The following is a 13,637-nucleotide window of genomic DNA, read 5'->3' on the forward strand; positions in this document are numbered from 1 at the left end:
GGGCGTCACGCGACACCCTCACGCCGGAATCTCACGCCGACGCGGCGCACCGTGCGCTTGCGAGTTGCAAGCCCGCGCCTCCTGCGGCACTCTCGCGAGCACGCTCTCCACTCGCCGCCAGCAAGGCTTGCCACGGCGCAACCGCGCCGCCGCACCCAGCTCGCGTCAGCGGCGAGCAGCATCCCCGGGCACGACGGCGTGAAACACCTCTCCTCGAAGACGGCGCGCAGCCTTCGGACGGTGGTCGTGGTCAGCGCGCTCGCCGCGCTCGCGGCCGGGTGCAACGACCGCGCCGGCTCGGCCAACCGCGGCGGACCGCCGCCCGTCGCGGTCGAGATGATCACCGTCGGGCGCAGCTCGATCAGCGAGACCGTCGACCTCGTCGGTCAGCTCGAGGCCGAGGAGACGGTCGTCCTCAAGCCCGAGACGCAGGGCGTGATCGCGAGCGTCGAGTTCCAGGAGGGTCAGCGCGTCGAGCGCGGCGCCCTGCTCTTCAAGCTGCGCGACGAGGAGCAGCGCGCGCGGCTCGCCGAGGCCCAGGCCTCGCTGGCGCTCGCCGAGGAGGAGTACCGGCGCGCGCAGTCGCTCACCAAGCAGCGCACGCTTTCGCAGGCGGAGCTCGACACCGCGGTCTCGCGGCTCGAGGCGGCGCGCGCGCGGCGCGACCTCGCGCAGGTCGAGCTCGACCGCACCGAGATCCGCGCGCCGTTCGACGGCGTGCTCGGCGCGCGTCGCGTGTCGCCCGGCGACCGCGTCGACACCGACACCGAGCTCGTCCGCATCGACGCGCTCTCGCGGCTGCGGCTCGTCTTCACCGTGCCGGAGATCGGCGTGCCGCTCGCCAAGGTCGGCCTGCCGGTCCAGATCTCCGTCGCCGCCTATCCCGGCGAGCGCTTCCCCGGCGAGGTGTACTTCGTCGCGCCGTCGCTCGACCCCGCGAACCGCCGCCTGCTGATGAAGGCGTTCGTGCCGAACGACGACCTCCGTCTGCGTCCCGGCTTCTTCGCCAACATCCACCTCGAGCTCGCGCAGCACGAGGACGCGATCGTCGTTCCGGAGAGCGCGATCGCCTACGACGCGCGCGGCAGCTTCGTCTGGCGCGTCGACGACGAGAACGTCGCGCACCGCGTGCCGGTCGAGCTCGGCATCCGCAGCGAGGGACGCGTCGAGGTGACGGCCGGCCTCGCGCCGGGCGACCGCATCGTCTCCGCCGGCACGCACAAGGTCGCCGAGGGCGCCCCCGTGCGACGCGCCGAGTCCGTCATCGCGACCGGCGCCACGCCCTCCGACAGCGGACGAACGCCCTAGAGCGCCATGAGGCTCTCGCAGATCTGCATCGAGCGGCCCGTGCTGGCGACCGTGCTGTCGCTGGTCATCATGCTGTTCGGTGCGATCTCGCTCGGGCGCCTGCCGAACCGCGAGTTTCCCGACGTCGATCCTCCGGTGGTCTCCGTGACCACCGTGCTGCCCGGCGCCGCGGCCGAGGTCGTCGAGACCTCGGTGACGCAGCCGCTCGAGGACCAGCTCATCGCGATCGAGGGCGTCAAGCACCTGACGTCGCTCAGCCGCGAGCAGGTCTCGACGATCACCGTCGAGTTCCACCTCGACCGCGACGTCGACGTCGCCGCGAACGACGTGCGCGACCGCGTCGCGCGCGCCCGCGACGAGCTGCCGGACGACGCCGAGGAGCCGGTGGTCGCGAAGCGCGACGCCGACGCCTCGCCGATCATGTGGCTCGCGCTCTACGGCGACGACTACTCGCAGATCCAGATCTCGACCATCGCCGAGACCCAGGTGCAGGACCGGCTCGCGAAGCTGCCGGGCGTGTCCGAGGTGCTGATCGCCGGCGAGAAGCGCTTCTCGATGCGCATCTGGATCGACAACTCGCGCCTCACCGCGCACGGCCTCACGATCGCCGACGTGCAGACGGCGCTCGCGCGCGAGAACGTCGACCTGCCGTCGGGCCGCATCGAGGGCGTCGACCGCGAGTTCACGATCCGCACGCTCGGCGAGCTCAAGACGCCCGAGGAGTACGAGGCGCTCGCCGTCGCCGTGGTGAACGGCGAGACGGTGCGGCTGCGCGACGTCGCACGCGTCGAGGTCGGCCCGGAGGACGAGCGCAAGCTCGTGCGCTTCAACGGCAAGCCCGCGGTCGGACTCGGCATCGTCAAGCAATCGAAGGCGAACACGCTCGACGTCGCGAACGCCGTCAAGAAGGAGGCCGCGGAGATCGCGAAGACGCTGCCGCCCGGCGTCACGATCGAGACCGCCTTCGACTCGTCGATCTTCATCGAGCGCTCGCTCGCCGACGTCAGCCAGACGATCATCGAGGCGATCATCCTCGTGGTGATCGTCATCTTCCTCTTCCTGCGCTCGCTGCGCGCGACGATCGTGCCGGCGGTCGCGATCCCGGTGTCGCTGGTCGGCACCTTCGCGGTGCTCTACTGGCTCGACTTCACGATCAACACGCTGACCCTGATGGGTCTCACGCTCGCGATCGGTCTCGTCGTCGACGACGCGATCGTCGTGCTCGAGAACATCACCCGGTGGATCGAGCAGGGCACCGAGCGCATGGAGGCCGCGCGCCGCGGCATGGACGAGATCGGCTTCGCGGTGATCGCGGCGACGGTCTCGACGATGGCGGTGTTCCTGCCGCTCGCGTTTCTCAGCGACACGACCGGTCTCCTGTTTCGCGAGTTCGGCATCACGGTCGCGACCGCCGTCGGCATCTCGGGCTTCGTCGCGCTCACGCTCTCGCCGATGCTGTGCGCGCGCATCCTGAAGGAGCACGGCGGCCCGGAGACCGGCATCAAGGCGAAGCTCGCGCACGGCTTCGAGGCGCTCGCCTCCGCCTACGCGCGTGTCCTGCGTCCGGTGCTGACGCACCCGGCGATGACGCTCGTCGGCGGCTTCGCGTGGGTCGCGCTCGGCGTGCTGCTGCTCGGCGTGATCGACCGCGAGTTCATCCCGACCGCCGACCGCGACGCCGTGCGCGCGATCATCCGCGCGCCCGAAGGCAGCACGATGGAGTACACCGACCGCTACCAGCACGAGGTCGAGAAGATCGTGCTCGCGGTGCCGGAGGTCACCAAGGCGTTCTCCGTCGTGGCGCTCGGCATCGGCACGCCGGGGCTGGTCAACGAGGGCGCGATCTTCGCCACCATGACGCCGTCCGACACCCGCGACGTCACGCAGATGAAGGTCGTCGACGACCTGCGGGTGCAGCTCGCCGAGCTCGGCGGCATCCAGGCGTTCCCGATGAACCTGCCGGCGCTCAGCACGACGGGCGGCGGCGCGCCGGTGTCGCTCGTCGTGCAGGGACCCGACGTCGCGCAGCTCGCGCAGTACGTCGACGAGATCATCCTACGCGCGCGCTCGATCCCCGGGCTCGTCAACCTGCAGACCGATCTGCTGCTCAACAAGCCGCAGCTCGAGGTGCACATCGACCGCGAGCGCGCGAGCGACCTCGGCGTCTCGGTGCGCCAGATCTCGAGCACGCTGCAGATCCTGTTCGGCGGGCTCGAGCTCTCGACCTTCAAGCTGCAGGGCGAGACCTACGACGTGATCGCGCAGCTCGACCGCAGCGAGCGCATGAACCCACGCGACCTGCTGGAGACCTACGTGCGCAGCCAGGACGGACGCCTGATCCCGCTGGGCTCGCTGGTGCGCTTCGAGGAGTCGGTCGCGCCGCGCGGCCTGCCGCACTTCGACCGCCTGCGCTCGGCGACCATCACCGGCTACCTCGCCGAGGGCGCGCCGCTCGGCAACGTGCTGACCGAGCTCACGAGGATCGCGGAGGAGGTCCTGCCCGACGGACAGGGCTACCGCATCACGTACTCGGGCGAGTCCGAGAACTACTTCGAGTCCGGCAACGCGCTGGTGTTCGCCTACTTCCTCGCGGTCATCATCATCTACCTGGTGCTCGCCGCGCAGTTCGAGAGCTTCGTGCACCCGCTGACGATCCTGGTCGCGGTCGCGCTGTCGTTCACCGGCGCGCTCGTCACGCTGCTCGCGACCGGCGGCACGCTGAACCTGTTCAGCGAGATCGGGCTCGTCATGCTGGTCGGACTCGTGACCAAGAACTCGATCCTGATCGTCGAGTTCGCGAACCAGCTCCGCGAGCGCGGGCTCGGTCTGCTCGAGGCGACCTTCGAGGCGTCGCGCACGCGCTTCCGCCCGATCCTGATGACGGCGCTGTCGACCATCGTCGGCATCCTGCCGATCGCCCTGGGCGGCGGCGCGGGCGGCGAGGCGCGCGCGCCGCTCGGCGTCGCGGTCGCGGGCGGAATGTTCTTCTCGACCGTCCTCACCTTCCTGGTCGTGCCGGTGACCTACGTCGCGATGGACCGGCTGCGCGCGCGGGTGATCGGCTTCTTCGGCTCGCCGGCGACGTCGTCGAGCGAGGTCGGCGCGACGCGCGGCTGACGCACTCGCGCTCCGCTTCTCCCGCGGCCGGGTCTCGTGCTACGCCCTTTGCCCATGAGCAGCGCGTGTCGCATCGCGGCGATCGTCGCCCTGCTCCCGGCTTTCGCCGCGGGGTGCAGCGTGACGTCGACCAGGATCTACGGCAGCGACGGCAAGCCGTACACGTACGTCGATTGCAACGGCCCCCTGCAGACCCTCGAGGACTGCTACGTCGCGGCGCGCGAGGCGTGCCCGAACGGCTACCGGATCGTGAACGGTGTCGCGCCGCGCGCGAACCCGTTCGGCAACTTGATCGTCGCGTGCAACGAGCCGGGGGCGGAGGCGGCGTCCGCGCCCGCCGCGACCACGTCGCCGACGACGACCGAGGATCTCTGATCCGTCGCCGACGCGCGCGCGGCTTCGGCGGCGCCCGCCGTAGCCCTTCCCCCACCGTCCCTCAATCGGGATCGACGTAGCCCAGCGCGCGCAGCCGCTTGCGCGTCTCCGCCGTGAGGCGCGGGTTGCGCTTGAGGTCGTCCCGACGCTTTCCGGCGGCGAACTGCGCCGGGGCGCCGCCGGGATCGGGATCGGCTTGGATGCGCGCGAGGAGCTCGCGCGGCGCCTCGTCGCCGTCGCGCCAGGCGAGCGGACGGAGCTCCTCGGGATCCGCCGCGAGGTCGTAGAAGAGACGTCGGCGCACCACGCGGGTTCGGGGGCGGATCGCCGCCAGCCACTTGCTCCGGTCCTGCACCACCGCGCGCCACTGCAGCCGGGGCTGGGACGCCTCCACGAAGATCCGCCGCCCGGGACCGAGCCCGCGGCCGCTCACGAGGTCGACGTCCTCGAGCTCCTCCGGCAGCGCGACGCCGGCGAAGCGCAGGATCGTGGGCGCCACGTCGGCGCCCGTCACGAGCTGCGTGCGCCGCTCGGGCTTCGCGCCTGGCGCGCGGATCGCGAGCGGCACGCGCACGATCTCCTCGTAGACGTGGTAGCCGTGCGTGAACCACTGCTCGTGCTCGAGCATGCTCTCGCCGTGGTCGGCGGTGAAGACGAGGAGCGCGTCGTCGAGCCCGCGCAGCTCGTCGAGCCCCGCGAGGAGCCGGCCGATCTCTGCGTCGGTGTACGCGATCTCCTCGTCGTACGCGTCGACGTAATCGAGCGCGTCCTTCTTCAGGTTGACGCGCATGGGCAGCGGGATGCGCTTCACGACAACCGGACGGGAGCCTTCGTGGCGAAAGCGGCGCGGCCAGTCGGCGGGGGCGTCGTAGGGGGCGTGCGGGTCGATGTAGTGCACCCAGAGGAAGAGCGGCGAGTCGGGATCGGCCTTGTCGCGCACCCAGCGCAGAGCGGCGTCGGTGGTGGCTTCCGCTCGGCGCTCCCAGACGTTGCGCCAGCCCGTGTGCTCGTTCACCTCGTCGTCGTAGTGGTCGAAGCGCGACGCGATGCCCAGCGCCTCCTTGGTGAGGACGATGTTCGAGACGAAGGCCGCCGTGGTGTAGCGCGCCGGCAGGAGATCGGTCACGAGCGGCACCGAGCGATCGAGGAGCTGGTAGAAGCGCCTCACCCCGTGCTTCTCCGGCAGAAGACCGCTCAGGATGCTCACCACGCTCGGCGGCGTGTTGGCCTCCGTCGAGTAGGCGCGCTCGTAGAGGATCCCCTGCTCGCCGAACCAGGCTTCGAGGTGCGGCGAGGTCTGGCGCTCGTAGCCGAACAGCGAGAGGTGGTCGGGGCGCAACGTGTCGACGGTGATCAGCACGATGTCGCCTCCGCCGGGAGCGGGCGGGGAATCCGACGACGAGCAGCCGAGCAGCGCGAGCAGGAGCACCGCGGCGACACGCGCCGCGAGCTCGCGGAGGACGACTCCGAGGCCAGGAAACGCGTGGGCGCTGACGTCGGGCCGCTGGGCCGCCGGCATCGTCGTGCCCTCGTCGCGCGACGGATCGGGTCCGCTGCAAGGACGAACGCACGTAGTCGCGCGGCCGCGGGCGAGAAGCTGAAGGCAATGGTTCACTCGCGTCTCTCGAACGTTGCTCCTATCCGACACGGCATCCAGAAGGCTGCAAGCTACGCAGCGCCCGAAGCAGCAATCAACCTTGCAAAAACTTCGCGGTTCGGACGTCGTGCTCGGCCTGACGTCGAACGCGTCGCGGTCGCACGAGCTCCGCTCGTTCGCGGCGACGCAAGGGCGCGCACGAGCCGCCGCCGCTTCTCGCCCGCCGCCGAACCGTGTATCCGCGGCTCATGCGACGCATCTCCGGCCGGGCCGTGACGCTCAGCGGCGCCGCGTGGCGCGAGCAGCTCGCCGCGCTCGTCGAGCGTGCTCCCGCGTGGATGCGCGAGCGCGCGAGCTCGGCGCTGCACATCGGCGGCTTCACCAACGTCGCGCTCGAGCACCCGGTGCTCGACGCCGGAGCGAACCTCGACGACGACGCCGCCGAGCGCGTGCTGGTCTTCTTCCTCGCCGCCGCGATCGTCCACGGCGCGACGCTCGCGCGCGTGCACTGCGGCAGCGCCGCGCGCGGCCGTGTGCTCGCCGACGCCGCGCGCCGCACCCTACGCGGCGCCGCGACGCGCATCGACGACGACAACGTCGCGCTGCTGCGCTACTTCGACGTCTACCTGAAGCCGCCGTCCGACCTCACGCCGCGCACCGGCGAGCGCCTCCGCCAGGCCGCGCAGCGCGCCGTCTTTACAGCGCCAGACGCCGGTGCTTGAACCGACGACACCCCGAGGAGCGGCATGGACATCAAGAACAAGGTCGCGATCATCGGCACGGGCTGCAGCAAGTTCGGCGAGCGCTACGACGCGTCACGCGAGGATCTGATCTGCGAGGCGGCGTTCGAGGCGTACGAGGACGCCGGCATCGAGCCGTCGCAGATCGAGGCCGCGTGGCTCGGCGTGCAGTTCTCGGGTCAGAGCGCGACGCCGCTCGGCGACGCGCTCAAGCTCTTCGACATCCCGATGACGCGCGTCGAGAACTACTGCGCGTCCGGCATGGACGCCGTGCGCAGCGCGGCGATCGCGATCGCGGCCGGGCTCTACGACGTCGCGCTCGCGGTCGGCTACGAGAAGATGCGCGACGGCGGCTACGGCAAGCCGTACCGCTCGCACCCGTTGATCGACTTCGGCGAGACCGCACCGCACATCTTCGCGCTCGCGGCGCGGCGCTACTTCAAGACGTACGGCGCGTCGAAGGAGGATCTCGCCAACGTCGCCGTCAAGAACCACCACAACGGCACGCTGTCGCCCAAGGCGCACATGCGCATGGAGGTGACCCCCGAGAAGGTGCTGCAGGCGCCGATGATCTACGCGCCGCTCGGGCTCTTCGACTGCTGCCCGACCACGGACGGCGCCGCCGCGGTCATCCTCTGCCGCGCCGACCTCGCGAAGAGCTTCACCAAGACGCCCGTGTACATCAAAGGCATCGGGCTCTCGGTGCAGAGCGCCGAGATCCACAACAAGCCGGGCTACGACTACCTGAGCTTCCCGGCGACGGTGAAGGCGGCGCAGCAGGCGTACCAGCAAGCTGGCCTCACGCCCGACGACGTCGACTTCGCCGAGGTGCACGACTGCTTCTCGATCACCGAGATCCTGAACTACGAGGACCTCGGCTTCTCGCGTCGCGGCGAGGGCTTCCGCGACCTCAAGGACGGCAAGTTTGCGCTCGACGGTGCCAAGCCGATCAACCCGTCGGGCGGCCTCAAGTCCTTCGGCCACCCGATCGGCGCGACCGGCGCGCGCATGATCTACGAGTGCACGCAGCAGCTGCAGGGCCGCGCCGGGGCGCGTCAGGTGAAGAACGCGCGCATCGGCCTCGCGCACAACCTGGGCGGGCCCGCGGCGGTCGCGTGCGTCACCGTGCTCGGCAACGAGCCCTAGCGCGACGGTCGGGTCGCGGCCGCGCCGGCCGGGCGCTTCAGGCGGCGCGCACGCGCGCGGGACGCGGCTCGTCCTCGTGCAGCGTACGGCGCGCGGCCGACGGCTCCGCGAGACCGCAGCGCTCGCGCAGCGCGCCGAGGTCCTCGCTCGCCAGCGACCACGGATCCCAATCGGCACCGAGTGCCGCGCGCACCGTGACGCCACGCTCGTAGGCGAGCAGCGCCGCTTCGAGGCCACCGCCCGTGCACGCGAGCGCCGAGCCCGGATCGGCCCGCAGCTGCGCGCCGGCGTGCGCCTCGGCGAGCAGCTCGAGCACCGTCTGGTCGCCGCGCGGGACGCCCGCGACGCCAGACGCGAAGCCCGCGAGCGCGAGGTCGCCCGCCGGATCGAGGTCGTAGCCGCCGAGGACGCGCAGCACGTCGTGGCGCACGAGCGCCTCGTCGCACGCGCCGCCTTCGTCCGGCAGCGCGAGCCCGCGCGTGCGGAAGAGGTCGTGCAGCGTGCGGCCGAGCGTTCCGACGGGGAGCATGCGCAGCTCGCGCCAGCGCGCGACGAGCGCGTCGTCGCAGGGCTCGCGCCGCAGGCCGTCGGCCAGCGCCCGCACCTGCGGCGAGCTGTGCACCGTCAAGACGAGCCGCTCGCCGCGGCGGACGTGGTCGAGCACGACGCGCCGCAGGTGCGCTTCACGCGCGCGGTGCAGGTCGCGCAGCACGCCGGCGCCGATGCCGAGCCGGATCCCGAGCGCGTCGACCACCGCGATCTTCGTGACCTCGGCTTCGAGCGACACGTAGGGCACGAGCAGCGCGCAGCGCACGAGCCGGTCGAGCCGCAGCGGGTCGCGGACGATCTCGTGCAGATCGGACGGCGGCGACGGCGCGAGCGCGTCGACGTCGAGCGTGGTGCCGAGCAGGTGGCGCTGCACCGCCAGGACGAGCTCGCGCTCGATCGGCAGCGGCACGCGGTGGCCGCCGACGCCGGCGACGGAGAGCATCGTACGAAGAACGGCTTCGGCCTCGGAGGGACGCCAGGACAGGTCGCTCAAGAGAAACTCCTCGCGAACATGAGACGCGGCTCCTCGTCGGCTATTCGGCGCGGCGCGCAGGTCGCTTGAGGTCGCACGCGATCTTCGCGGAGGCACGCGGGCCGCACGCGACGCCGCCCTGCTCCGCCAGCCGCGCGCGCCGCCGAGCCATCCGCTGGGCTCACACGGCGCAGGCGACAACGCGCCGCACATGGCGATTTCGCAGCACGGCGCTTCACTGAGCCGGCTCGTCACGTATGATCCGACGCGGCCGTCAGGCGGCCATCTTTGTTCGGCGTGTCCAATCCAACCGAGGAGGCCTCGCGAATGCTCACCGTGCTTGGCGCCAATGCGTCGCCGTTCGTCCGCAAGGTGCTGATCGCCCTCGCCGAGAAGCAGCTCGACTACGAGCTCGATCCGGTGATCCCGTTCAACGTAAGCGACGAGTTCAAGAAGATCAGCCCGCTCGGCAAGATCCCCGTGCTCAAGGACGGCGACACCGTGCTGCCGGACTCCTCGGTGATCTGCGCCTACCTCGAGCGCAAGTTCCCGACCCCGGCGCTCTACCCCGAGGAGCCCGCCTCGTACGGGCGCGCGCTGTGGTTCGAGGAGTGGGCCGACACCGCGCTGGTCGGCGTGATCGGTCCGAAGGTGTTCATCCAGCGCGTCCTGAACCCGCTGTTCTTCGGCAAGCCGTGCGACGAGTCGGTGGTGCGCACCGCGCTCGAGGAGGAGCTGCCGCCGCTCTTCGACTACCTCGAGAGCCAGCTCGACGGCGGCGACGGCATCGTCGACGGACGCTTCTCGATCGCCGACATCGCGATCGCGAGCCCGATCGTGAACATGCAGCACGCCAAGTGCTCGATCGACGCGCAGCGCTGGCCGAAGCTGGCGCGCCACATCGCCGCGGTCCACGAGCGGCCGTCGTTCCGCAAGGCGATCGAGGTCGAGCGCCAGCTGTTTCCGGCTTGACGACGGTCCATACTTGACGATCGATCCCGCTCCGCAAGCCGCGCCCGCCACGCACGACCCGAGACGCGAGTACGAGAGCAGGCTCGCCGAGCGGCGGACGCGGCTTGCCGCGGCGGAGCGTCGAAACCGCGCGCTCGGGCTCGCGCGGCTCGCGACCTTCGTCGCCGGCGTCGTGCTCGCCTGGCTCGCGATCGACCGCGCGGCGCTGCCGCTCGCCGTGCTGCTCGTGCCGATCGCGACCTTCGCGGCGCTCGTCCTGTGGCACGTGCGCGTGCGGCGCGAGCGCGAGCGCGCGGCCGGCGCGGTGCGCTTCTACGAGCGCGGGCTCGCGCGCCTCGGCGACGCCTGGCCCGGCACCGGCCCGACCAGCACCGACTACGTCGCCGAGGACCACCCGTACGCAGCCGACCTCGACGTCTTCGGCCACGGCTCGCTGTTCGATCTCCTGTGCGACGCGCGCACGCGCGGCGGCGAGCGGCTGCTCGCGCAGTGGCTCGCCGCGCCGGCCGCGCCCGCGGTCGTGCGCGCGCGTCAGGCGGCGGTCGCCGAGCTGCGTCCGCGCCTCGACCTGCGCGAGGACCTCGCGGCGCTCGGCGGCGCGGCGCGCAGCGAGATCGAACCCGAGCGGCTCGCCGCGTGGGGCGCGCGCCCCGCGACGCTGACCGGCGTCGCGATCCCGGTGATCGCCGCGCTCTTGTCGCTGTGCTCGATCGTCACGCTCGCGCTCGCCACGCGTCCCGACGCGAGCATCACGCCGTTTCTCGTCGCGGCGCTCGCGCAGAGCGCGTTCCTCGGCGCGGTGCGCGGACGGGTCGCGGCGGCGCAGCGCGGGCTCGACCGCGCCGGGCGCGAGCTCTCGCAGCTGCGCGCGATCCTGCTGCGCCTCGAGCGCGAGCGCTTTACCTCACCGCTCCTCGCCGAGCTCACGGCGCGCCTCGCCGATGACGGCGTGCCCGCGTCGCAGACGATCCGCGGCCTCGAGCGTCGCGTCGAACTCGCCGACTCGGGGCGCAACCTGCTCTTCGTGCCGATCGCGCTGCTGCTGCTGTGGCCGATCCAGATGGCGTGCGCGATCGACCGCTGGCGCGCGCGCCACGGCGCGCGCATCGAGCGCTGGCTCGCAGCGGTCGCGGAGATCGAGGCGCTCGCGTCGCTCGCCGGGCAGGCCTGGGAGCATCCGCACGATCCGTTTCCCGAGATCCTCGAGGACGGCGCCGAGCTCGACGCGCAAGGGCTCGGCCACCCGCTCCTTCCCGAGTCGCGCTGCGTGCGCAACGACCTGAGGCTCGGTCCGGAGCAGCGCGCGCTGATCGTCAGCGGCTCGAACATGTCGGGCAAGAGCACGCTGCTGCGCGCGACCGGGCTCAACGTCGTGCTGGCGCTCGCCGGCGCGCCGGTCCGCGCGCGCAGATTTCGCTTGACGCCGCTCGCGATCGGCGCGTCGATCCGGGTCGGCGACTCGCTGCTCGACGGACGCTCGCGCTTCCAGGCGGAGGTGCTGCGCCTGCGCCAGATCACCGACCTCGCGCACCGGAGCCCTCCCCTGCTCTTCCTGCTCGACGAGATCCTGCACGGGACGAACTCGCACGACCGGCGGATCGGCTCGGAGGCGGTGGTGCGACGCCTGCTCGAGCTCGGCGCGATCGGGCTCGTGACGACGCACGACCTGGCGCTCGCCGAGATCGCGGGGCGCTCGACGTACCCGATCGCCAACATGCACTTCGAGGACCACGTCGAGGACGGGACGATGTCGTTCGACTACCGGATGCGCCCCGGTGTGGTGACGCGCAGCAACGCGCTCGCGCTGATGCGCGCGGCGGGGCTGGACGTTTGAGTGCGTCTGGACGCCTGAGCGAGCTCGAGCGTTCGACGCGCGGGCGGTGCGCGGGCTTGCGTCGGGCGCGAACCCGTCGTGTCGCGCGAACGACGCGGCGCGACGTCCGACGCCGCGCGCGACGCGCACGCGCCAAGGCGTTTTCCGTCTAGCCTCGCGAGCCCGGGGCGGTTGAACCGGCAGCGCCCGCTGCGCCGCGCAGCGCTCGGAGACGATGCCATGATCCAGACGCCCTCTTCGCCAGGAAACCAGCGCCACGGCCGCCGCCGCGTCGCGTGCGCCGCGCTGTGCGGGCTCGCGCTCGCGGCCCTGCTCGCCGAGCGCGCGCACGCGCTCGACCAGGCCGACGTCGAGCGGACCGTGCGCTGGGCCGAGTCCGGGCTGCGCACGGTCACGGGCCGCCTCGCCTCGGACGCCTACGAGGGCCGCGACAACGACACCCCGGGCTCGCTGCGCGCGCAGCGCTACCTGATCGCGAAGCTGCGCGCGATCGGCCCCGGGCTCGATTCCTCGCGCTCGGGCGACGACGCCTACCGCCAGCCGTTCGAGTTCCGCGGCCAGCGCGGCACCAACCTGCTCGCGATCGTTCCCGGCCGCGAGCTGCCGGACGAGTACGTGGTCGTCGGCGCACACTACGACCACGTCGGTCGCTGCAGGTCCGTGCCGGGCGGGGGCCGCGTCTGCAACGGCGCGCTCGACAACGCGACCGGCGTCGCCGCCGTGCTGGCGCTCGGCAACGCGCTGCGCCGCCTGCCGGAGCCGCCGCGTCGCTCGGTGGTGCTCGCGCTGTGGGACGCGGAGGAGGACGGGCTCGTCGGCTCCGAGTACTACGTCCGCAACCCGGTCGTGCCGCTCGAGCGCACGGTCGCCTACGTCAACTTCGACCTGCTCGGCGGACGCATGCTGCCGAGCCTCGCGCACATCAGCTTCGCGGTGGCGCCGGAGACCGGCGGCGAGCTGCTCAAGCGCGTGGTCGCGGACGCAGTCGCCGCGGAAGGTCTCGGCACGCGCCAGCTGAGCTACATCTTCGGCCAGGAGCGCAGCGACTACGCGAACTTCGTCGCCGGCTCGGTGCCGACGGTGTTCTTCTCCGACTCCGAGGTGCCCTGCTACCACACGACCGGCGACGAGCTGCACCGCGTCGACTGGGACAAGCTGCGCGCGCAGAGCCGGATCGCGTTCCGCGTCGCGGTGGCGCTCGCCGAGTCCGAGGAGCGTCCGACGTTCGTGCCGCCGAACCCGGCGCTCGCGACCTACGACGACGCCGTCGTGCTGAGCGAGGTGTTCCGCCTCGGGCGCAAGGATCTGGCGCTGTTCCGCGGTCCCGACCAGCAGCGCCTGCTCGAGCTCGACGCGCGCATGCGCACGATCGTCGACGAGGGACCCGACGCGTTCGACGGCGAGGACGTCGGCGCGACGCTCACCGCCGCGGTCCAGGCCATCCGGATGATCGGCGACCTCGAGTGCTCGCCGCGGGCCACGCGGCGGCTCGCGCGGAAGAACGACTAGAGCGCGCGCCGCGCTTCG

10 protein-coding genes are annotated in these 13,637 nt (G+C 72.0%); 8 read left to right on the forward strand and 2 right to left on the reverse strand.

Translation table 11 applies throughout. The annotated features are described in order from the left end of the window. The first annotated feature begins 198 nt into the window (after positions 1-198). From VIS07_10910 to VIS07_10920, 3 genes are all read left to right on the forward strand, one after another. Positions 199-1,308: an efflux RND transporter periplasmic adaptor subunit gene (locus VIS07_10910; GenBank protein HEY8516012.1), complete on the forward strand. Its 1,110-nt coding sequence runs from the start codon at positions 199-201 to the stop codon at positions 1,306-1,308. A 6-nt stretch (positions 1,309-1,314) separates the two neighbouring features. Then, entirely contained in the window at positions 1,315-4,425 is a 3,111-nt protein-coding gene (locus VIS07_10915; GenBank protein ID HEY8516013.1) for an efflux RND transporter permease subunit, read from the forward strand. A gap of 120 nt (positions 4,426-4,545) precedes the next feature. Beyond that, positions 4,546-4,800, forward strand: a complete 255-nt coding sequence (locus tag VIS07_10920; GenBank protein HEY8516014.1) for a hypothetical protein — start codon at positions 4,546-4,548, stop codon at positions 4,798-4,800. A 61-nt stretch (positions 4,801-4,861) separates the two neighbouring features. Here the strand turns inward: VIS07_10920 and VIS07_10925 are convergent, their stop codons facing one another. Further along, positions 4,862-6,319 (reverse strand): sulfatase, encoded by a 1,458-nt coding sequence (locus VIS07_10925; protein ID HEY8516015.1) that lies wholly within the window; start codon positions 6,317-6,319, stop codon positions 4,862-4,864. 326 nt (positions 6,320-6,645) lie between these two features. Between VIS07_10925 and VIS07_10930 the strand changes: the two genes are divergently transcribed. After that, positions 6,646-7,119, forward strand: coding sequence for a hypothetical protein (locus tag VIS07_10930; GenBank protein HEY8516016.1), 474 nt, complete (start codon positions 6,646-6,648; stop codon positions 7,117-7,119). Positions 7,120-7,143: 24 nt separating this feature from the next. After that, on the forward strand, positions 7,144-8,283 hold the full coding sequence (locus VIS07_10935; protein ID HEY8516017.1) for an acetyl-CoA acetyltransferase: 1,140 nt from the start codon (positions 7,144-7,146) through the stop codon (positions 8,281-8,283). A 37-nt stretch (positions 8,284-8,320) separates the two neighbouring features. Here the strand turns inward: VIS07_10935 and VIS07_10940 are convergent, their stop codons facing one another. After that, positions 8,321-9,325 carry a hypothetical protein gene (locus VIS07_10940; protein ID HEY8516018.1) on the reverse strand — a complete coding sequence of 335 codons (1,005 nt, stop codon included), beginning with the start codon at positions 9,323-9,325 and terminating at the stop codon, positions 8,321-8,323. 306 nt (positions 9,326-9,631) lie between these two features. On the opposite strand from VIS07_10940, the gene VIS07_10945 reads away from it, so the two are divergent. From VIS07_10945 to VIS07_10955, 3 genes are all read left to right on the forward strand, one after another. Continuing rightward, the gene (locus tag VIS07_10945; GenBank protein HEY8516019.1) at positions 9,632-10,276 is read left to right on the forward strand and encodes a glutathione S-transferase family protein; all 645 of its coding nucleotides are present in this window, start codon (positions 9,632-9,634) and stop codon (positions 10,274-10,276) included. A 13-nt stretch (positions 10,277-10,289) separates the two neighbouring features. Continuing rightward, entirely contained in the window at positions 10,290-12,110 is a 1,821-nt protein-coding gene (locus VIS07_10950; protein ID HEY8516020.1) for a DNA mismatch repair protein MutS, read from the forward strand. A gap of 219 nt (positions 12,111-12,329) precedes the next feature. Next, entirely contained in the window at positions 12,330-13,619 is a 1,290-nt protein-coding gene (locus VIS07_10955) for a M28 family peptidase (protein ID HEY8516021.1), read from the forward strand. Positions 13,620-13,637: the final 18 nt, after the last annotated feature.

This window comes from Candidatus Binatia bacterium (assembly GCA_036563615.1).
Lineage (GTDB): Bacteria > Desulfobacterota > Binatia > UBA12015 > UBA12015 > DATCMB01.

What these genes read in the sequence shown, in the direction of transcription:
- VIS07_10925 (HEY8516015.1), bottom strand. Translation starts at nt 6,319, where the DNA reads ATGCCGGCGGCCCAGCGGCCCGACGTCAGCGCCCACGCGTTTCCTGGC.
- VIS07_10935 (HEY8516017.1), top strand. Translation starts at nt 7,144, where the DNA reads ATGGACATCAAGAACAAGGTCGCGATCATCGGCACGGGCTGCAGCAAG.
- VIS07_10945 (HEY8516019.1), top strand. Translation starts at nt 9,632, where the DNA reads ATGCTCACCGTGCTTGGCGCCAATGCGTCGCCGTTCGTCCGCAAGGTG.
- VIS07_10955 (HEY8516021.1), top strand. Translation starts at nt 12,330, where the DNA reads ATGATCCAGACGCCCTCTTCGCCAGGAAACCAGCGCCACGGCCGCCGC.
- VIS07_10915 (HEY8516013.1), top strand. Translation starts at nt 1,315, where the DNA reads ATGAGGCTCTCGCAGATCTGCATCGAGCGGCCCGTGCTGGCGACCGTG.
- VIS07_10930 (HEY8516016.1), top strand. Translation starts at nt 6,646, where the DNA reads ATGCGACGCATCTCCGGCCGGGCCGTGACGCTCAGCGGCGCCGCGTGG.